The 19,049-nt window shown below is 59.4% G+C and carries 20 protein-coding genes and 2 tRNA genes; 15 read left to right on the top strand and 7 right to left on the bottom strand.

Translation table 11 applies throughout. The features are described 5' to 3' along the window. The first annotated feature begins 71 nt into the window (after positions 1 to 71). Entirely contained in the window at positions 72 to 740 is a 669-nt protein-coding gene (locus tag NIM86_RS04110) for a response regulator transcription factor (protein WP_253379376.1), read from the top strand. 2 nt (positions 741 to 742) lie between these two features. On the opposite strand, the gene NIM86_RS04105 is transcribed toward NIM86_RS04110, so the two are convergent. Continuing rightward, positions 743 to 4,252 (bottom strand): PAS domain-containing hybrid sensor histidine kinase/response regulator, encoded by a 3,510-nt coding sequence (locus NIM86_RS04105; RefSeq protein ID WP_253379374.1) that lies wholly within the window; start codon positions 4,250 to 4,252, stop codon positions 743 to 745. 178 nt (positions 4,253 to 4,430) lie between these two features. Here NIM86_RS04105 and mscL point away from each other — a divergent pair, with 178 nt between their 5' ends. From mscL to NIM86_RS04080, 5 genes are all read left to right on the top strand, one after another. Beyond that, positions 4,431 to 4,874: a large conductance mechanosensitive channel protein MscL gene (mscL, locus tag NIM86_RS04100; protein ID WP_253380703.1), complete on the top strand. Its 444-nt coding sequence runs from the start codon at positions 4,431 to 4,433 to the stop codon at positions 4,872 to 4,874. Between the two features lie 81 nt (positions 4,875 to 4,955). Next, positions 4,956 to 5,750, top strand: a complete 795-nt coding sequence (locus tag NIM86_RS04095; protein ID WP_253379372.1) for a 3-hydroxybutyrate dehydrogenase — start codon at positions 4,956 to 4,958, stop codon at positions 5,748 to 5,750. Positions 5,751 to 5,881: 131 nt separating this feature from the next. Next, positions 5,882 to 6,991 (top strand): S-(hydroxymethyl)glutathione dehydrogenase/class III alcohol dehydrogenase, encoded by a 1,110-nt coding sequence (locus NIM86_RS04090; RefSeq protein ID WP_253379370.1) that lies wholly within the window; start codon positions 5,882 to 5,884, stop codon positions 6,989 to 6,991. Positions 6,992 to 7,003: 12 nt separating this feature from the next. Continuing rightward, positions 7,004 to 7,846: an S-formylglutathione hydrolase gene (gene fghA, locus NIM86_RS04085; protein WP_253379368.1), complete on the top strand. Its 843-nt coding sequence runs from the start codon at positions 7,004 to 7,006 to the stop codon at positions 7,844 to 7,846. A 121-nt stretch (positions 7,847 to 7,967) separates the two neighbouring features. Continuing rightward, on the top strand, positions 7,968 to 9,269 hold the full coding sequence (locus tag NIM86_RS04080) for an FAD-binding oxidoreductase (RefSeq protein WP_253379366.1): 1,302 nt from the start codon (positions 7,968 to 7,970) through the stop codon (positions 9,267 to 9,269). Positions 9,270 to 9,312: 43 nt separating this feature from the next. Here the strand turns inward: NIM86_RS04080 and NIM86_RS04075 are convergent. Then, positions 9,313 to 9,387: transfer RNA gene (locus tag NIM86_RS04075), tRNA-Thr, on the bottom strand. A 97-nt stretch (positions 9,388 to 9,484) separates the two neighbouring features. Here NIM86_RS04075 and NIM86_RS04070 point away from each other — a divergent pair. The 9 genes from NIM86_RS04070 to NIM86_RS04030 all read left to right on the top strand — a co-directional run bounded on the left by NIM86_RS04070 (position 9,485) and on the right by NIM86_RS04030 (position 15,035). Then, on the top strand, positions 9,485 to 9,715 hold the full coding sequence (locus tag NIM86_RS04070; RefSeq protein WP_253379362.1) for a hypothetical protein: 231 nt from the start codon (positions 9,485 to 9,487) through the stop codon (positions 9,713 to 9,715). A 113-nt stretch (positions 9,716 to 9,828) separates the two neighbouring features. Then, the gene (murA, locus tag NIM86_RS04065; RefSeq protein ID WP_253379360.1) at positions 9,829 to 11,118 is read left to right on the top strand and encodes a UDP-N-acetylglucosamine 1-carboxyvinyltransferase; all 1,290 of its coding nucleotides are present in this window, start codon (positions 9,829 to 9,831) and stop codon (positions 11,116 to 11,118) included. Positions 11,119 to 11,237: 119 nt separating this feature from the next. Next, entirely contained in the window at positions 11,238 to 11,678 is a 441-nt protein-coding gene (locus NIM86_RS04060) for a DUF2948 family protein (protein WP_253379356.1), read from the top strand. A gap of 62 nt (positions 11,679 to 11,740) precedes the next feature. Continuing rightward, positions 11,741 to 13,051, top strand: coding sequence for a histidinol dehydrogenase (gene hisD, locus NIM86_RS04055; RefSeq protein WP_253379354.1), 1,311 nt, complete (start codon positions 11,741 to 11,743; stop codon positions 13,049 to 13,051). Then, positions 13,044 to 13,523, top strand: coding sequence for a UPF0262 family protein (locus NIM86_RS04050; RefSeq protein ID WP_253379347.1), 480 nt, complete (start codon positions 13,044 to 13,046; stop codon positions 13,521 to 13,523). Before hisD ends, NIM86_RS04050 begins: the two co-directional genes overlap by 8 nt. Before the next feature lie 138 nt (positions 13,524 to 13,661). Next, on the top strand, positions 13,662 to 13,880 hold the full coding sequence (gene infA, locus NIM86_RS04045; protein WP_094075588.1) for a translation initiation factor IF-1: 219 nt from the start codon (positions 13,662 to 13,664) through the stop codon (positions 13,878 to 13,880). 31 nt (positions 13,881 to 13,911) lie between these two features. Continuing rightward, a complete protein-coding gene (locus NIM86_RS04040) occupies positions 13,912 to 14,544 on the top strand; it encodes a Maf-like protein (RefSeq protein ID WP_253379345.1) in 633 nt (210 codons plus the stop codon). Positions 14,545 to 14,630: 86 nt separating this feature from the next. After that, positions 14,631 to 14,834: a DNA gyrase inhibitor YacG gene (gene yacG, locus NIM86_RS04035; RefSeq protein ID WP_253379343.1), complete on the top strand. Its 204-nt coding sequence runs from the start codon at positions 14,631 to 14,633 to the stop codon at positions 14,832 to 14,834. Positions 14,835 to 14,959: 125 nt separating this feature from the next. Then, a tRNA-Phe gene (locus NIM86_RS04030) sits at positions 14,960 to 15,035 on the top strand. Positions 15,036 to 15,078: 43 nt separating this feature from the next. Here the strand turns inward: NIM86_RS04030 and NIM86_RS04025 are convergent. From NIM86_RS04025 to NIM86_RS04005, 5 genes are read right to left on the bottom strand one after another with little or no spacing between them, the layout of a single operon-like run. Further along, positions 15,079 to 16,209, bottom strand: coding sequence for an ATP-binding protein (locus NIM86_RS04025; protein ID WP_253379341.1), 1,131 nt, complete (start codon positions 16,207 to 16,209; stop codon positions 15,079 to 15,081). Further along, a complete protein-coding gene (locus tag NIM86_RS04020) occupies positions 16,206 to 17,204 on the bottom strand; it encodes an ATP-binding protein (protein WP_253379339.1) in 999 nt (332 codons plus the stop codon). Before NIM86_RS04020 ends, NIM86_RS04025 begins: the two co-directional genes overlap by 4 nt. Continuing rightward, a complete protein-coding gene (locus NIM86_RS04015) occupies positions 17,201 to 17,605 on the bottom strand; it encodes an ATP-binding protein (protein WP_253379335.1) in 405 nt (134 codons plus the stop codon). The genes NIM86_RS04020 and NIM86_RS04015 overlap by 4 nt, the downstream gene beginning before the upstream one ends. Next, positions 17,602 to 17,979: an STAS domain-containing protein gene (locus tag NIM86_RS04010; protein WP_253379328.1), complete on the bottom strand. Its 378-nt coding sequence runs from the start codon at positions 17,977 to 17,979 to the stop codon at positions 17,602 to 17,604. The genes NIM86_RS04015 and NIM86_RS04010 overlap by 4 nt, the downstream gene beginning before the upstream one ends. Then, positions 17,972 to 18,844 carry an STAS domain-containing protein gene (locus tag NIM86_RS04005; protein WP_253379326.1) on the bottom strand — a complete coding sequence of 291 codons (873 nt, stop codon included), beginning with the start codon at positions 18,842 to 18,844 and terminating at the stop codon, positions 17,972 to 17,974. Before NIM86_RS04005 ends, NIM86_RS04010 begins: the two co-directional genes overlap by 8 nt. Positions 18,845 to 19,049: the final 205 nt, after the last annotated feature.

Below are 19,049 nucleotides of genomic sequence, written 5' to 3'. Positions count from 1 at the left end.
TTTACAAGCAAAAAGCGCGTTGTCGTCGTGTGTGGGAGACATTCGGCCAACGCTGGGGAGGATGGATACAATTGTCTGACACAGCGCTCAAGATATTGATTGCAGACGATCATCCCCTGTTTCGCGGCGCGCTCCGACAGGTGCTTGCGGGGTTGCCGAGCGAGTGTGAGATTCAGGAGGCTGGCGATTTCGCAGGGGCGAAACGCCTTGTGGAGAATTGCGAAGACTACGATCTGATTTTGTTGGATTTGAATATGCCCGGCTCATCCGGCCACTCCGCCATTATCGGTCTCAGCGCCGTTCAGGCCAATATCCCGATCATCGTCGTTTCCGCTACAGAAGCGCCACAGACCATTCGCCGCGCGATTGAGCTCGGCGCCGCTGGTTATATCGCGAAATCCGCTTCGATGGAGACGATCCGCGAAGCGATAGAGCAGGTTCTGGAAGGTGAGGTCTGGGTTCCGCCGAATATCGATCTGGGCGTGGAAACAGACCCCCAGATGGCCGACCTTATCGACCGGCTCGGCACGTTGACGCCGCAGCAGACCCGCGTATTGACAATGATCGCCGAGGGGCTGCTCAACAAGCAGATCGCCTACGAGTTGAATGTGTCGGAGGCCACCATCAAGGCGCATGTGTCCGCCGTTCTGACGAAGCTGAACGTCGACAGCCGCACGCAGGCCGTCATTCTTCTGTCGCAACTGGGGGCGAAGGCGCCGGCGCTGTCCGCCCGTGGCTGATCCTATTCGGCTGCTGCCTGCTGCGTTTTCTTCTGGCGATTCATAATCAGCCGCAGTTTGGCGGGCTTTACCGGCTTGTTGAGCATTGGAATATCTCGGTCGGCCGCTTCCATCATTACGCTTTTCGACCGGTCGGCGGTAATCAACACAGCCGAAATCTCGCGATCGAACCACTGACGCGCATTATCGATCGCGTCAAAACCGGTTTCGCCGTTCAGATGATAGTCGGCGAGGATGAGGTTTGGCGGATTGTCGGCAGGAAGAGCGCGAATGCCGTCTGATCCCGTGGCGCGTTGCACGGTGCAACCCCAGCCTTTCAGGAGCAGTTCCATACCGTCCAGAATATCGGGCTCGTTGTCGATTGTCAGAATTCGAAGGTCGCTGAAATTGCGAGCGGCGATTAGCGATCTTGGCTGGCTAAGCGATTTACTCGGCTGGCTGGCTTTGCTGATGGGAAGGACGACGGCAAAATTCGTGCCGTCGCCCGGCCGCGATCGAACCGCGACTTCAAGGTTGAGCACCCGTGCGATGCGGTCGACGATCGAAAGGCCGAGACCCAGTCCTTCGGCTTCACGGGCACCTTCTTCAAGCCGTGCGAATTCGTCAAAAATGGCGGAGAGCTGATCTTCGGCCATTCCGATGCCGGTATCGAGGACCTGAATTTCGGCATCGTCTCCGCGCCGTCTGACACCAAGCAGCACGCGCCCGCTTCGGGTGTATTTGATCGCGTTAGAGACCAAGTTCTGAACGAGGCGGCGCAGCAGGTTGATGTCGCTGTCGACGAGGACGGATGAGGCAATGACGTGCAGCTTCAATCCCTTGGCTTCGGCAAGGGGAGCAAGCGCGGTCGCGACATGCTGTAAGACATCGCCCAGCCGAAACGTGGTGACGTTGGCTGTCAAAGCGCCGGTGTCCAGTCGTGAGATATCCAGAACAGCGGATAAAATGTCCTCCACCGCATTGAGTGACGCATCGATGCGCTGCACGGTTTTGGGGAGGTCTTTCGGTATCTGTTCGGTCGCTTGCGTTCGCTCACCGATGGCGGAGCAGTAAAGGCGCGCCGCGTTCAGCGGTTGGAGAATGTCGTGTCCAACCGCCGCCAGAAACCGCGTCTTTCCGAGATTGGCGTCCTCAGCGGCGCGCCTTGCATCCACCAGTTCGCCATTGACATCCAGCAATTCGCGCGTTCGCGCCGCGACCGCCGCTTCGAGCCCTTCATTGGCGCTTTTCAGAGCGCGGTCCGATTCCACCTGGGCCGTGATATCCGTATATGTGCCGACCACGCCGCCTTCAGGCATGGGCCGGGTCCGAATTTCGATAATCCGTCCCGATCGCCGCAATTCGAGTTGCCATGCCGACTGCGCGCACGCCAGCCTGTCGATGATCTTTTCGATTTCCCGCTCCTCGATCTCCTGCTGACCTGCCAGATGTTCGATGACATCTGAGAGTGGCGCGCCCACCACGCCAAGTGACTCCGGCAGATTGAAGAGGGTACGGAAACGCCGGTTCCAACAGGTTAGCCGCAGGTCGCGATCGAACACGGTAATGCCCTGTTCCATCTGATCGAGAGCGATCTGCAGAAGCCCCCGGTTCTGCTGCAGCGCTTCGGTCGCGTCGTCCAGAAGCGTGTAGGCGAAGCTGGCATTGGTGTCGTAGCGTTCCAGCAGAAGCGACAGGATGAGCCTTGCGGATGATGATCCGACGGCGCTGCCGAGAAGCCCTTCAGCGAAGCGCAGGATTTGAGCGTCGGCAATATCGGACGGCTGAAGAACCCGATTTTCACGCTGCTGCCACGAGCGGAAACTACGTTCGGTGCGCTCTTGGCCGAGATAGCGGCCGATGGTTGTCTGAATTTCACCGACGGTAAGCTGCGTTTTGATCTTGCGCGGAAATGGCGAGCGGCCCGCGCCGCGCGGTACGAACAACGCTGCCTGTATGCGTTCGCGGGGCAGGGCGCTGCGCGATAGCGAACCGATGATGAAGGCCAGTGTGTTTGCCGTTAACGAGATCAGCGTTCCATGTTCCAGCGATGACAGGTCGAGACCGAAAAGCGCTTCCGGCCGCAGCCATGAAAGACCGAACGGACCGTCCACGAGCATTGCCGCGTCGGGCGGCAGAATGCTGGGAAGAAGGAGCGTATAGGACCAGGCGAAGAAGCCGACGGTCATGCCGGCAATTGCACCCCGCCCGTTTGCCCCGCGCCAGACCATGCCGCCGAGAAATGCCGGCATGAATTGTGCGATGGCGGCAAAGGACAGCAGCCCTATGGACGCCAAGAGCGCGGCATTGTCGATCGAGCGGTAGTAGAAATAACCGGCCGCGAGCAATCCTGCGATGGCGAGACGGCGGATGAAAAGAATAGTACGTGACCAGTCTTCATGATCGGCCCAGCGCATGCCGAGTGTTCGATGAAGGACGACCGGCATGATCAGATCGTTGGAGATCATGATGGAAAGGGCGACCGACGCCATAATGACCATGGCTGTCGCAGCGGAGAGCCCACCGATGAAAGCGACGATGGAGAGCCATTCATTGCCGGCGAGCAACGGGATGGCAAGCACGTAAAGGTCGGCATTGGTTTGTCCGCCGACTGTCGTCAGCCCGACCAAGGCGATGGGCAGAACGAAAATATTGATGGCGACGAGATAAAGCGGAAAGAGCCAGCGCGCCCGTTCCACTTCGCGCTCTGACCGGTTCTCGACCACCATTACGTAGAACTGTCGCGGCAGTAGAAGAATGGCCGACCCCGACAGAAGGGTCAGCGTGAACCATCCGATCACCGGCGTATCGTTCGTCAGGCTGTCCCATACCGCCGGATGATTGCTGACCTGCTCCCAAAGGCTGGAAGGGTCGAAGAGCAAGAAGCAGACACTGAAACCGACGATAAGGAAGGCAGCCAGCTTGATGACGGATTCGATGGCGATGGCGAAAACCAGCCCATCCTGATGTTCTGTTGCGTCTGTTTGCCGCGTTCCGAACAAGATGGCGAAGATCGCCAGCAGCACCGTGACCCAGAAGGAGGTGCCGCCAACACCGATCGGCATGGGAAGCGCTGCTGCGCCGACGCTTCGTGTCTCGGCCAGAAGGGTGACGGAATCGGAAATCGCCTTTAGTTGCAGCGCGATGTAGGGCACCACTCCAATCGTGGCGATCAGGGTTGCGATTGAGGCGACCGAAAAGCTTTTGCCGTAACGCGATGCCAGGAAGTCGGCGATGGAGGTGATGCGTTCCGCCTTCGAGATTCGGGTGATCCGCTTGATGAATGGTGTGGCGAGAATGAAAACGAGCGCCGGCCCGATATAAATGGTCAGGAATTGCAGGCCGCTATTTGCGGCAACCCCGACCGAGCCGAAAAACGTCCACGAGGTGCAGTAAACGGCAAGTGAAAGCGCGTAGCGGATGGGGCGGTCGCGCTCTGCGCGTTTGTTATGGCCACGGTCGCCAAGCGCGGCGACCACGAAGAGAACCGTCAGGTAAATGAGCGCGACGAGCGAAACGACCCATGCGTTCATATAGCCATGCTCCCTCCCTCTTCGGCGCTCTCCAGGCCTGCCATCCAATTCTAGCCCAGCGTTCTGTTCACTGGAAGGCAGTCATGCTTGACCATTGTGTCGCGATCGGATCGATTTTCGAGAGAGTCTACCCAAGCACACAGAAGGTCTGATTGAGACGAAAGGGACTGTCATGACGATCTATCAGGAATTCAAGGAATTTATCGCCAAGGGCAATGTCATGGATCTGGCGGTCGGCGTGATCGTCGGCACCGCTTTCAGCGGCATCGTGAAGTCGCTGACTGACGACATCATCATGCCGATTGCAGGCGCGGTCTTCGGCGGGTTCGATTTCTCCAATTACTTCCTTCCGCTTGCTGGCAGTGTGGAGGCGAATACGCTCGATGCCGCCAGAGAGCAGGGTGCTGTCCTCGCCTATGGCAGCTTCGTAACTGTCATTCTTAATTTCCTGATCCTCGCCTTCATCGTCTTCCTGATGGTCAAAGGGGTCAACAATCTGCGCCGCAAGGAAAACAAGGAAAAGGAAGTGGCGGCTTCCGCGCCGCCTGCCGACATTCAGCTTCTGACCGAAATCCGCGATGCGCTCGTTCGCGGCGAAAAACGGCCGGACGTCGCAACCTGATTGCCGCTTGCCTTTACCGCAATGCAGCACAAGTGTTTCGGCGAAGGCAAAATCAACCGGCAAACGATGGAGCGGCATTCAATGGCTGGCGATAAATCTCTGGATGGCAATGTGGCGGTGATCACCGGGGCAGGATCGGGTATCGGCCAGGCTATCGCGGTGGGCATGGCGGCGCAGGGCGCAAAAATCGCAATTTGTGACATCGACATGGAAGGCGCCGAAGAGACGGCCTCCATGCTGAAAGATAAATTCGGCACCGAGAGTCTCACGGTCAATATGGATGTGACCGACGAAGAGGCCGTCAATAGCGGTATGGACCAAGTGGCGGAAACGTTCGGCAGGGTCGATACGCTGGTCGCCAATGCCGGCATCCAGATCGTGCATCTGATCGAGGACTTTCCCTATGAACAGTTCAGGAAGGTCGTTTCGATCCATCTGGACGGATCGTTTCTGACCACCAAGGCCGCTGTCAAACATATGTATCCACAGAAAAGCGGATCGCTCATCTATATGGGTTCGGTGCACAGTCACGAAGCCTCGACACAGAAGGCGGCTTATGTGGCGGCAAAGCACGGCATCCTTGGCCTGTCCCGCGTTATGGCGAAGGAAGGCGCGAAACACGGCGTCCGCTCCAATGTGATCTGCCCCGGCTTCGTCAAAACGCCGTTGGTGGAAAGGCAAATTCCGGAACAGGCGAAAAATCTCGGCATTTCCGAGGAAAAAGTGGTCAACGAAATCATGCTCGGCAACACGGTGGATCAGGAATTCACCACCATGGAAGACGTCGCCGATGTGGCGACTTTTCTTGCGTCTTTCCGATCCAACGCACTGACAGGGCAGTCCATCGTGGTCAGTCACGGTTGGTCGATGCGCTGAGCATCGGGCAGTGTTGATGACACGCGCCAAGTGATAGAGAAATTTGATCGAAACATGCGCTCGTCAGGCTTGAAACCTTATCGCCGTTTCGCCTAGGCCAGACTGGAAAACCGATCAGGGGAGGGAACGCCGTGAAAACTCGCGCAGCCGTCGCATTCGAAGCAAAGAAGCCGCTTGAAATTGTCGAACTGGACCTCGAAGGGCCGAAGGCCGGTGAGGTTCTGGTCGAAATCAAGGCGACCGGTATCTGTCACACGGATGCCTATACTTTGGACGGCCTCGATAGCGAGGGGCTTTTCCCTTCCATTCTCGGTCACGAAGGCTGCGGCATCGTCCGCGAGGTCGGTGCTGGGGTGACGAGCGTCAAAGAAGGCGATCACGTTATTCCGTTGTATACGCCGGAATGCCGCCAATGCAAAAGCTGCCTGTCGCAGAAAACCAATCTCTGCACGGCGATCCGCGCCACGCAGGGCAAAGGCGTCATGCCGGACGGCACGTCGCGCTTCTCCTACAAAGGCCAGACCATCTATCACTATATGGGCTGCTCGACCTTCTCCAACTATACGGTTCTGCCGGAAATAGCGGTCGCGAAAATCCGTGAGGACGCGCCGTTCGACACCACCTGCTATATCGGGTGCGGCGTGACGACCGGCGTCGGCGCGGTGGTCAACACGGCCAAGATCGAACCCGGCTCCAATGTCGTGGTTTTCGGCCTTGGCGGCATCGGTCTCAATGTGGTGCAGGGCGCAAAGATGGTCGGTGCGAACCGTATTGTCGGCGTCGATCTGAACAACGACAAGAAGGAATGGGGCGAGAAGTTCGGCATGACCGACTTCGTCAACCCAAAGGAGATCGGCGGTGACGTCGTGCCGCATCTCGTCGAGATGCTGGATGGTGGCGCCGACTATACCTTCGATTGCACCGGCAACACGACCGTCATGCGCCAGGCGCTGGAAGCCTGTCATCGCGGCTGGGGCGTTTCCGTCGTCATCGGCGTGGCGGAAGCCGGCAAGGAAATTTCGACCCGCCCGTTCCAGCTGGTCACAGGTCGCGAATGGAAAGGGACGGCATTCGGCGGCGCGCGCGGTCGCACCGATGTCCCGCAGATCGTCGACTGGTACATGGACGGCAAGATTCAGATCGACCCGATGATCACCCACCGCCTCGACCTCGAAGACATCAATAAGGGCTTCGACCTGATGCATGAGGGCAAATCGATCCGCGCGGTCGTGGTTTACTAAGTCGGAGCCATCATGGAAATCGTCAGCCAAAACCGCAGTCATGGCGGCACACAATATGTCTGCCGCCATCTGAGCGCCGAGACGAAGACGGAGATGACCTTCGCCGTCTTCGTCCCCGATCATGCCGAAGGCGCATTGCTTCCGGCGGTCTGGTATCTCTCCGGGCTGACCTGCACCCATGCCAATGTCATGGAGAAGGGCGAATATCGGCGGGCATGCTCCGAACTCGGTCTGATCTTCATCGCGCCGGACACCTCGCCCCGTGGCGAGGGGGTTCCGGACGACCCGGAAGGCGCTTACGATTTCGGCCTCGGAGCGGGGTTTTATGTCGATGCGACCGAAGATCCCTATGCGGAAAATTATCGCATGTGGTCATATGTGACGAAGGAACTGCCTACTTTAGTCGCTGAGCATTTTCCGATGGATGCTTCCAGCCAGTCGATCATGGGTCATTCCATGGGTGGCCATGGCGCGCTGACCATAGGCCTTTCGCATCCCGACCGCTTCCGGGCCGTTTCGGCCTTCGCGCCCATCGTTGCGCCGAGCGAGGTGCCATGGGGTCAAAAGGCGCTGCCGGCCTATCTCGGTGACGACAAGAGCGCATGGCGCAGACACGATGCGGTCGCGTTGATCGAAGATGGCGCTCGGCTACCGGCCCTTCTTGTCGATCAGGGGGCTGATGACAATTTTCTGAAAGAGCAGCTACAGCCCGAGCGGTTGGCTGATGCCTGCGAAGAGGCCGGAATCGATCTGACCTTGCGGTTACAACCGGGCTACGACCACAGTTATTATTTCATCTCGACTTTCATGGAAGATCATTTGCGCTGGCACGCGCAACGCCTTGCGGGCGTGTGACGGGCGCCATTAGTCGATAGGGTCTGTCGCGGCGTGCTGCCGATGATTAGGATGGTCTGACCTTTGGGCCGGCGCTGCGTAGCCGATGGGCGGGCGCTGGTGGTTGCGGATGGACCACGACATGACGGGCATGGAAGTGACCACTGGGGCCGAAACCGGCCTATGGGGCGCAAGCCTTACCGAGAGGGCTGCGACCGTTCCGCTGGACACAGACCTTACCGTCGACTTCGCAATTATCGGGGCAGGCTTTACCGGTTGTGCAGCGGCGCTGGAAGCAAGCCGACTTGGCGCGTCTGTTGCGGTTCTTGAGGCTCGGACGGTTGGCTTCGGCGGTTCGGGCCGTAATGTCGGGCTCGTCAATGCGGGTCTGTGGCTGCCGCCTGAAACGATCATCGCGCAGATGGGCGGGAGCGACGGGCGCCGTCTCATCGACGCGCTGGGCGCTGGCCCCGATCGCGTTTTCGAAATTATCGAGCGGGAGAGCATCGACTGCGAAGCGACACGCGCGGGTACGCTGCATCTGGCGCATACGCCAAGCGGAAAGGCGGATTTGCGACGACGCCACCGTCAAGCAAATGCTTTCGGAAGCGTGCTTCACCTCCTCAATTCGGATGAAGCCCGCCGGCGCACCGGCTCTTCCGTTTTCCACGGCGCGCTCTGGAACCCGAAGGCCGGAACCATCCAACCGCTTGCTTATTGCCACGGGCTGGCTCGCGCGGCCATGCGCATTGGCGCGAGGATCTATTCCGATACGCCGGTGCAAGCGGCCGAATGGCGGGATGGCGTCTGGGTCTTACGGTCGGGACAATACATTGTCCGGGCAAGGGCGCTTCTTCAAGCGACCAATGCCTACGACACTGCTTGGACGCAATGCGATGCTCCAAGATACGTAACCGTGAATTACTCTCAGTTCGCAACCGTCCCTTTACCCGCAGAAGCCCTGCAAACAGTCTTGCCAGGCAAAGAAGGGTGCTGGGACACCGCCCTGGTCATGTCATCGATCCGGTTGGACAGGTCAGGTCGCCTGATCATCGGCGGGATGGGGAATAGCAACAGCCGGGCAGGGCGCATTCATGCCGGGTGGGCCAGGCGAAAACTGAAGGCGCTTTATCCGGCTCTTGCCGACATTCCCTTCGAACATGAATGGAGCGGGCGGATCGCCATGGCGGCAGACCATCTGCCAAAGGTGCAGGTATTGGGACCATCGGGTCTTTCGATCTTCGGCTATTCGGGCAGGGGTATCGCGCCCGGCACCGTTTTCGGGTCCGCCGCGGCGAGATATCTGGTCAATAAGGATGAGACGGCTTTGCCGCTGCCGGTCAGCGACGACCATTCCGAGACGATGACGGGCGCGAGAGCCGCTTATTACGAGCTCGGCGCAACCATTGTACACGCCCTTGGCGCGCGCTTCCGCGTCATATAGGTGACCAACTCCAATCAAAACTTTATCGATGAGGCAAGTTGGATGGTGCTGCCGGAGAGATTTGAACTCTCGGCCTCTCCCTTACCAAGGGAGTGCTCTACCCCTGAGCTACGGCAGCATCGCACGCGGTCGGCCAGCCGATAAGGCGGCCCGCGAACGCGGCGGGTATTGCCATAACGTCCCTGCCTTGGCAAGCAGCCGAGGACGCAAAATCATTGGCGGGCCGTAATGGCGGCCATCAAGGGGTCTGCGAAATGTCGGAAAAGGACAGGAAAGAGCGGTTGGCCGAACAGCTTCGAGCCAATATCCGTCGCCGTAAGGCCCAGTCCCACGCTTCGCGTGGCGGCAAGGCCGACCGGCGGAGCGGGCTGCCAGCTGCCGAAGAAGAGCGCAATGCTCCGATAACCGGCAATGCCCGCTCATCGCACGATGAGCCGGATTCTTGAACGCATCCCGAACTTCGTCTAGAGGAACGCGCTCGCCTTGACCTGACGCAAACCGGCCGCGCGGATCGTCAGTATGGATCGTGAATAACGCGCAGCAGCTTGTAGAGGCTTTTATGGATCGTATTCGTATTGTGGGTGGCAAGCCGCTCGTCGGCACCATTCCGATTTCCGGCGCCAAGAACGCAGCGCTGCCTTTGATGATTGCATCGCTTTTGACCGACGACACGTTGACGCTGGAAAACGTGCCTTATCTCGACGATGTCGATCAACTGATTCGTATTCTCGGCAATCATGGTGTGGATTATTCGGTCACGGGCAAACGCCGTGGTCAGGATGAAAATTACGCCCGCAACATCCACTTCACGGCGCGCAACATCGTCGACACCACCGCCCCCTACGAACTGGTGTCGAAAATGCGCGCCAGCTTCTGGGTCGTCGGCCCGCTTCTTGCCCGTACGGGCAAGGCGCGGGTGTCGCTGCCGGGCGGCTGCGCCATCGGTACGCGTCCGGTCGATCTTTTCATTGACGGGCTGCATCATCTGGGCGCCGAGATTGAAGTCGATGGCGGTTACGTCAACGCCAAGGCCGAAGGCGGGCTGAAAGGCGGGCGCTACGTTTTCCCGAAGGTCTCCGTCGGCGCGACCCATGTGCTGATGATGGCCGCCACCCTTGCCAAGGGAACGACCGAACTTGAGAACGCGGCGCGTGAGCCGGAGGTGGTCAATCTGGCCGAATGCCTGATCGCAATGGGTGCGAAGATTACCGGCCACGGCACGTCCACCATTACGATTGAGGGCGTCACCCAGCTTTCCGGCGCGCGACACGCTGTCGTCGCCGACCGCATCGAGACCGGCACGTATGCCATGGCTGTGGCGATGACTGGCGGCGACGTTCTGCTGGCTGGCGCAAAGGCCGATCTTCTGCAGGCGGCGCTGGAGAAGATCCGCGACAGCGGCGCGGAAGTGACGGAAGAAACCGGCGGTATCCGGGTGCGCAAGAGTGGAAGCGAAATCAACCCGGTCGATGTCACCACGGAAGTCTTTCCAGGCTTTCCAACGGACCTGCAGGCCCAGTTCATGGGACTGATGACGCGCTCGACCGGCACCTCGCGTATCGTGGAAACGATCTTCGAAAATCGCTTCATGCATGTGCAGGAACTGGCGCGGCTCGGCGCGCATATCAGTCTGTCGGGACAGTCTGCTGTTGTGGAAGGCGTGCCGACGCTTCGTGGCGCGCCGGTTATGGCGACCGATTTGCGCGCGTCTTCGGCGCTCATCATCGCCGGCCTTGCGGCTGAGGGCACCACGGAGGTCAACCGCGTCTACCATTTGGATCGGGGCTTTGAGCGGCTGGAGGCGAAATTGGCCGCCTGCGGGGCCGAGATCGAGCGTGTCGCCGACTGAAAGCGCTTCGGCGCTGGGCGGTTCCTCGCTGCAGGCCAAGAACTTCGAAAGCGACTGGACTTGGGCAGGACGGTGACAATGTTGAATCGGTAAGGCCCGATCCTCATATGGAAGTTCCCATGAATGAACTGAAACTTGCCGCTTTCGACGCCGACGATCTTGTGGTGATTTCGGCCCACTGCCAGGACGCCCTCGCCAAACCTGTCGAGGCCGCCTACGACCGTCGTACGCAAACCTTTGTCTTGCCGCTGCGCCGTTATGCCTGGGAGAAGAAGCGGCGTTTCTTCAGCCGCGGAGAAAGACGGCTCGCGGTTCTTTCGGTCGCAAGGGTTTCCGCCGTTCGCTCGACCAACATCGATCAGTCAGCCGATGAGTCGGTACTCAATCTTTTGGCCGTGCAGTTTGCGCCAAATGGTTTGGAAGACGATCCAGGCGGCACCGTCGAACTGATATTTTCCGCCGACGCGACGATCGCGCTCGAGGTCGAGTGTATCGAACTGCGCCTTGCCGATCTGGGCGCGGCATGGCAGACGGAGAGCCGGCCGGCTCACGATCTGTAAGGCGGTCGGAACGTCTCCAATCGTAGCCGGTTTTTGCCGGGTAGGGAAAATCATCGCCAGTCATGGCCATCACGCTTTCGACCGCCGCCGAAGATTTCGAGGAACGCTTTGCTGCGCTTCTGTCAATGAAGCGTGAGGCGTCCCCGGATGTCGATCGGGCCGTGGCCGAAATCATCGCCGCGGTGATGGCTGAGGGCGACAGGGCGGTCATCGATTATACGAGGCGGTTCGACCGGTTCGAGATTGGCGCGCCAGCCGATATCGCCTTCAGTGAAGATGAGATTGATGAGGCATTCCACGATGTTGCATCGAGCACTTTGGATGCTTTGACCCTGGCGCGCGACCGGATTCGTTCGCATCATGAGCGTCAACTGCCGAAAGACGATATCTACACCGATGCGCTGGGCGTCGAACTCGGCAGCCGGTGGACGGCGGTCGAGGCAGTTGGCCTATATGTGCCGGGCGGCACGGCGTCCTATCCCTCATCGGTGCTGATGAACGCCTTGCCGGCAGTGGTCGCGGGCGTGGAACGCATCGCCATGGTGGTGCCGACGCCCGATGGCGTGGTCAATCCACTGGTTCTTGTGGCGGCGCGGCTGGCCGGCGTCAGGGAAATTTATCGGATCGGCGGAGCGCAGGCCATCGCCGCACTTGCTTACGGTACGGAGACGATTGCGCCGGTTTCGAAGATCGTCGGTCCCGGAAACGCCTATGTCGCAGCGGCCAAACGGCGCGTTTTCGGAACGGTGGGCATCGATATGATTGCCGGACCGTCCGAAGTGCTCGTCCTGGCTGACGGCAATAACAATCCAGACTGGATCGCCGCCGATCTTCTGGCGCAGGCCGAGCACGACGCCGCGGCTCAGTCCATATTGATGACGGACGATCGATCCTTCGGCGAAGCGGTGATCGAGGCCGTAGAGCGGCAGCTGAGAACGCTTCCGCGTGCCGACATCGCCCGTACATCATGGAAGGATTTCGGCGCGGTCATCGTCGTGCCCGACTTCGATGAGGCCCTGCCGCTCGTCGATCGGATCGCAGCGGAGCACCTCGAACTCGCCTTCGATGGCGCGGAAGAATATGTCGGCAAGGTTCGCAATGCCGGCGCTATCTTTGTCGGTGCGCATACGCCGGAAGTCATTGGCGATTACGTTGGCGGCTCGAACCACGTTTTGCCGACGGCGCGCTCGGCCCGCTTCTCGTCCGGTCTGGGCGTGCTCGACTATATGAAGCGGACCAGCGTTCTGAAATGCGGCCCCGATCAGCTTCGTGCGCTCGGCCCTGCTGCCATCGCCCTTGCAGAAGCGGAGGGCCTCGGCGCTCATGCGCGGTCAGTCTCGATCCGGATGAATGCCGGAGGCCGTGATGGGTGAGCAGAAGAACGGCCGGTTGATCGATGTGGTGCTCGATGAATCGATCGGTCGCTCAACCCCGGATGTGGAGCATGAACGAGAGGTCGCGATCTTCGATCTGATCGAGGAGAACAGCTTTCAGCCCGTGGGAGACGATAGTGGCGGTCCCTACAAGCTGCGTCTGGGTGTACGCGACAACAAGCTGATCTTCGAGATTACGCGGGAGAACGGCGACGCGGTCGTGACCAACATTCTCTCGCTCACGCCATTTCGGCGGATTGTGAAGGAATACTTCATGATCTGCGAAAGCTACTACGAAGCGATCCGAACAGCGTCTTCGGCGCAGATCGAGGCAATCGATATGGGCCGGCGCGGTTTGCACAATGAAGGCAGTCAGACATTGCAGGACCGCCTGGCTGGAAAGATCGACATAGATTTCGATACCGCACGACGGTTGTTCACCCTTGTTTGCGTTCTGCACTGGCGCGGCTAGTGGCTGATATGCTCTAAGAGCCGCACTTGCGAATAGACAATTGGCCGGCGGGAGGCTGTTTCCTTCCGTCGGCTCTTCCTATAGGTTCCGCGCGCGCTGTGCCGGCTCCGGCCGCGCCGTAATGAATAAAGGCGAAGAATGGCGAAAGAAGAAGTTCTCGAATTTCCCGGTGTCGTAACGGAATTGCTCCCGAACGCCATGTTCCGGGTCAAGCTGGAAAACGATCACGAAATCATTGCTCATACGGCTGGCCGGATGCGCAAGAACCGCATTCGTGTGCTCACAGGCGACAAGGTCCTTGTCGAGATGACGCCCTATGATCTGACCAAGGGCCGTATCACCTATCGCTTCAAATAGGCCGCATGCGGCGGCGAAAGGCGAGAAGAGCATGAGCGTGCTGCAGAAACTGATTCTCGCCTCGGGCTCGCCGCGGCGTGTCGAATTGCTGCAACAGGCCGGCATCGAACCCGATGCGCTGTTGCCGACTGAGATCGATGAGACGCCCCGCAGGGCCGAGCATCCTCGCTCGCTGGCCAAAAGGCTGTCGGTGCAGAAGGCCGAGGCAGCGTTCGAAACCCAGCGCAATCAAGCCGAAAAGAAACGCGCCTTTATCCTGGCAGCGGACACGGTCGTGTCCGTCGGTCAGCGCATCTTGCCGAAGACCGAGATGGTCGATGAGGCCTCGGCCGCGTTGCGGCTTCTTTCGGGCAGAAGCCACAGGGTTCATACCGGGATCTGCCTCGTCACGCCGAACGGAAATTTCCGCCAGCGCATGGTAGAGAGCCGCGTTCGCTTCAAGCGGCTGAGCGGGGAAGAGCTGGATGCCTACCTCGCCAGCGGCGAATGGCGCGGGAAGGCGGGCGGCTACGCTATTCAGGGTCTTGCTGGCACATTTGTCATCAAACTCATCGGCAGCTATTCCAATGTCGTGGGCCTGCCGCTCTATGAAACCGTGTCGCTTCTGGTGGGCGAAGGATTTCACGTTCATCGGGGGTGGTTGGGCCAGCCAGGCCGCGTTTGAGCCCTTCGGGCTTGATTGAGCCGCTGCGCATACCAAGATGAGTGCGGTTCCGCCGCCGCTTTTGCTTTCCAACCGATGGATATGAAATGGCCACCGCAGACAATGTTACGCCGCTGCGCCCCGCCCGCCCATGCCCTGAATGCGGACGCCCGAGCGTGCGTGAGCATTTCCCCTTCTGCTCGCCTCGATGCAAGGATGTCGACCTTTCGCGTTGGCTGACCGGCAGCTACGCCATTCCGGTCACGGAAGAGGAAGAAAATGTGGAGGAAACCGCCCAACGCGGCGATTAACCGGACAGGGTCAAAAAAGCGCTGTCGGACCGCTTGCCACGTGCAGGGTGCGTCGCTATAACCCGCCCGTTTCCGGACGTTGGATTACCAAGCCGCGTCGGCCGAACGGCCAGTTTCTCCGGAATGCCCAGGTAGCTCAGTTGGTAGAGCATGCGACTGAAAATCGCAGTGTCGGTGGTTCGATTCCACCCCTGGGCACCACGCTTCCTTACCGAAGATTTCGAACTTGGCCGTCAGGCGCAGCCTATTGGAGCGAATGGCCGTTGAATTCGATGGAGACGGCCATGCCGTCGCTGCCATCCACCTCGATGCTGCCATTGAGCTTTCTGACGCAGCCCTCGACGATTTTCCAACCGAGCGAACGCGACTTGCGCAGAACCGTTTCGGCATTGTCGAGGCCCGGGCCGTCATCTTTGACGGTCAGGCGAATCTTCGGCCCCTTTTGAGCTGCAGTGACCCGGACGCATTTTTTGCCGCGTCCTTTGCTCGATGCGTGTTTGACGGCATTGGTCAGCAACTCGTTGACGATCAGACCGATCTCGGTCGCCGTATCGAAGGATACAGAAAGCGCTTCGCTCTGCGTTTCGATCGATACCCCGCTCTTGTCGATAGCAAGGCGCAGACGTTCCGCAAGCGTCTCGATGTGTTTTTGCAGATCGACCTCGGTCACGTCGTCGGCTTGGTGCAGAAGATTATGCGCGTTGGCGAAGGCCTGGATGCGGCCGGTGAAATCATTCAGCGCCTTACGGGTCTCTTCGTGGCTCGACTGCCGGGCCTGAAGAAGGGCAAGCGACTGAATGATCGCAAGATTGTTCTTGGTTCGGTGATGCATTTCCCGCAGCAGGAACTGTTGTTCCGCCAATGCATCACGAAGCGCTCGGTTCTGTTCTGCCAGCTCCTCGATGGGCGATCCGTGCGAGGCTTTGACGAGCGCCTCCGCGGCTTCCTTCGCAATGTCGGAAGCATCGTCATTTCCGCCTAGATTGAGAGTTAGGTCGATTGTCGTGCCGGCTTCGTCCGTGTTGACGCGGAAGGCGTCAACCAGCTTCTGAGAACCGGAAAGTCCGAGGCCCGGCCCGCGATGGGACTGGTGACGGTTGCGCAGGAGATCGTCGAGCCCTTCGATCCCGTTTCCGTGGTCCTGCACACGGGCGATGAGACAGAGTCCTGATTTTCCCTCGTCAAACGCAAACTCCGCGACCCCGTCCTTCCCATACTGAACGGCGTTTCGCGCAATCTCCGAGACGGCGGTAGCGAAGCGGATCTGATCACGGCTTGTCGCGCCCCCGACCTTGGCAATGAGCCGCGCCGTGCGCCGAGTGTGGGAGACGTCGCCATCCTGTTCGAGCGCGATCGATGTCACAACGGATTTCAAGGGCGGGACCTCACGACAAGAACGCCCGAATCGTCGGTTCCCCGGCGCTTCAGTTTGTAGATTGTGCTGGCGATCATCTCTGCACTTCGGAAGAACAGGGATGTCGGCTCTGGTTGGGCTGAAATGGTCTTCAATCCGTCGGTGGCAAGCAGGAGGACGGATTCGGATGTCCATTCATGCTCCGTCACACGTGGATGGCGGGAGGTGGCGCCCAATATGCCCGGCTGGGACGGGATGCCGTTACGCCGTCCATCGGCGTGGAAAATGTCGCCTTTGATATTGCCAACGCCGACGCAGCGTAAGACGCCCGGCTCGTGCGGAATTTCGACGAGCAAGGCCGCTGCGCCCCGCCCGCCTGCCAGCGCATGGGCGATCGCCTGCTCAGTCTCTTCAAGTGTTGCGGTTTTCGTCTTTGCAAAGGCCTCGACGCCGGTCGCGGCGTCTTGGGCCGCTTTCGGCCCATGGCCCAGCACGTCCATAAGCATGACCGTGGTGGTGGTCTTGCCGACCCGCAGATTAAAGGCGTCGCCACCCATTTCGTAACCAGGTTTTGGCACGATCAGTCCTGCGACGTCGTAGAATGATGAGGCCTGTCGGCGATGACCGATTTTCGCGACCAGCGTGGTGCCATGCGGCCCGCTATGAATGTCGAATGAATCGGCCATTCGTTGCATGGAGCCAAGACCGCCACCGATCCCACGGGGTTTGGAATCGGCTGTGGTAAAGCCGTCCACCATGGCCGCTTCGACATTGGTGATGCCAGGTCCGCCATCGAGAGCGACAATGGTCACGCACCCACCCTTGCCGCCGGTCTCCGCGCCTATAAGCACCTCGCCGTTCTTGGCGTGACGAATGAGATTGGTGCAGGCTTCGGTCACGATGATCGCCAGCCGATCCATATCGTCATCTGTCAGTTCGACCGATTTGGCAGCGGCCAGCGATGCACGGCGAACGGCCCCGATCTGGCTTTCGTCTTCGACCGGTAGTGAGATCATCGGGGGCCACATTCGAGTGTTACTTTCGTTCCCTGTTTGGAAGATGAGGTGATTTCGAAACGGTCGACAAGCCGTTTGGCTCCGCCCAATCCAAGGCCAAGGCTTTTTCCCGTGCTGAACCCGTCGCTGACCGCCCGATCTATGTCGTCAATACCGGGTCCGCGATCGGTGCACACAGCGACGACGCGTTTCTGTCCGGCGGCGCCGGCCTCGGAGAAGCTGATAACGCCGCCACGCCCGTAGATGACGGCGTTGCGGGCGATCTCGGAGACGGCTGTGACGAATTTCGTGCTTTTGATGGTGGATGCCCCGATGGCGGCCATCGCTTTTGCCGCCGCCTGCCTTGCGAACGCGACATCGCCTGATGTCTTGAGCGTCACCCTCGCGGCTTCGTCGGTCACAGCTTGTTTGACCGGTCACTCACAATCGCGTTGATAGCCCGGTCCGCGTTCAATGCTGTCTCCACCCCGTCCAGGGTCATTCCAAGTTCGACGAGGGTCATGGCAACGGCCGGACGCATACCGACAACGATTGTCCTTGCGTTCATGACCCGCGCCATCTGCGCCATCGCTGCGAGCATTCGACCGGCGAAGGTGTCGACGATCTCAAGGCTCGATATGTCGATGACAACGCCATGGGCGTTGCGCTTGGCCACTTCCTCGACGAGCCGGTCTTGGAGAGAGACGATTTCCTGATCGTCCAGATCGTCGCGAATGGCTACGATGATGCAGCCATTAATCGTCATCATCGGAATAGGGTTGGCCGCGTCAAGCACCCGCTGATCCTCGACCGACCTGCACACCTAGCCGATCGAATGCGTAGGCGAGACCGCTTTCCAGATCGACACGTGTCACGATGTTTGGCAGTTCCACCCCAAGGTTCACGACCGTCTGCGCGATTTTCGGACTGATGCCGCAAATGACGCATTCGGCACCCATGAGGCGTACAGCCGATGCCGTCTTCAGCAGATGCTGCGCGACCATGGTATCGACGGTCGAAACGCCGGTGATGTCGATGATGGCAACCTCGGCCTCCCATTGCACGATGGCATCCAGCAGATTTTCCATCACGGTCTGAGCACGGAACGAGTCCAACGTGCCGATCAGCGGAACGGTCACGATGCTGTCCCATATTTTCACGACCGGTGCGGCGACCTCCGTCATCTCGGCGCGCTGGCGTTCGATGATCGCCTCGCGCTTGGAGACGAGAGTTTCGATCGCGTGAAGACTGATCTGGTCGATAAGCCGAGTGGCGTTCCAGATTTCCCGCATCAGAACGCGCGGCTTCTCGCCAAGCTCGCTTTGCAGCATCTTGAAGAGGGGCTGTTTGAGCGCGCCGATGAACCAACCCATTTCGGTGGTCGAAACACCGCGCTGCGTTCTGTTCTCGGCAATATCCTCCAGGGCATCGCGAACCGGCTCCCAGCCCGCCTCCGCCAGATCGAGATCGTCATCCGTCGCTTCTTTCGGCATGGCTTTCGCCATCGCCGACAGAAGTTCGCGGCTCTGTTGCTCCGACTCCTTGCCGGAAACGAGGTCCGTCCTTTTAACACCTTCCGCAGTCTGTACTTTCAGCCATTCGGCCAAAACGCGATCGTAATCATTAATGATGATCGACGCGACGGTTGTTTCGTTGGGCATGGCAATCTTTCGTTCGCTGAATATCGTTGACTGTCTATGTAGCAGCGCGTGCCATTTGGCAAACCATCCTGAACGGAAGGCGGAAACGACATTTGTTGCACGCGCCGCGGGTCAATGTGGCGGCCTGCGCTCCATTGCGTCCTGACCTCTGTGGCCAGCCAGGAATGAAATGTAACGCAAGGTTAGGTGACCGGTTGCATTATGA

Origin of the sequence: Notoacmeibacter sp. MSK16QG-6, assembly GCF_024158145.1 — a bacterium.
Taxonomy (GTDB): domain Bacteria; phylum Pseudomonadota; class Alphaproteobacteria; order Rhizobiales; family Rhizobiaceae; genus Notoacmeibacter.
The sequence above is the reverse complement of the archived record's forward strand: the minus strand, read 5'-3'. Positions and strand labels throughout refer to the sequence as shown.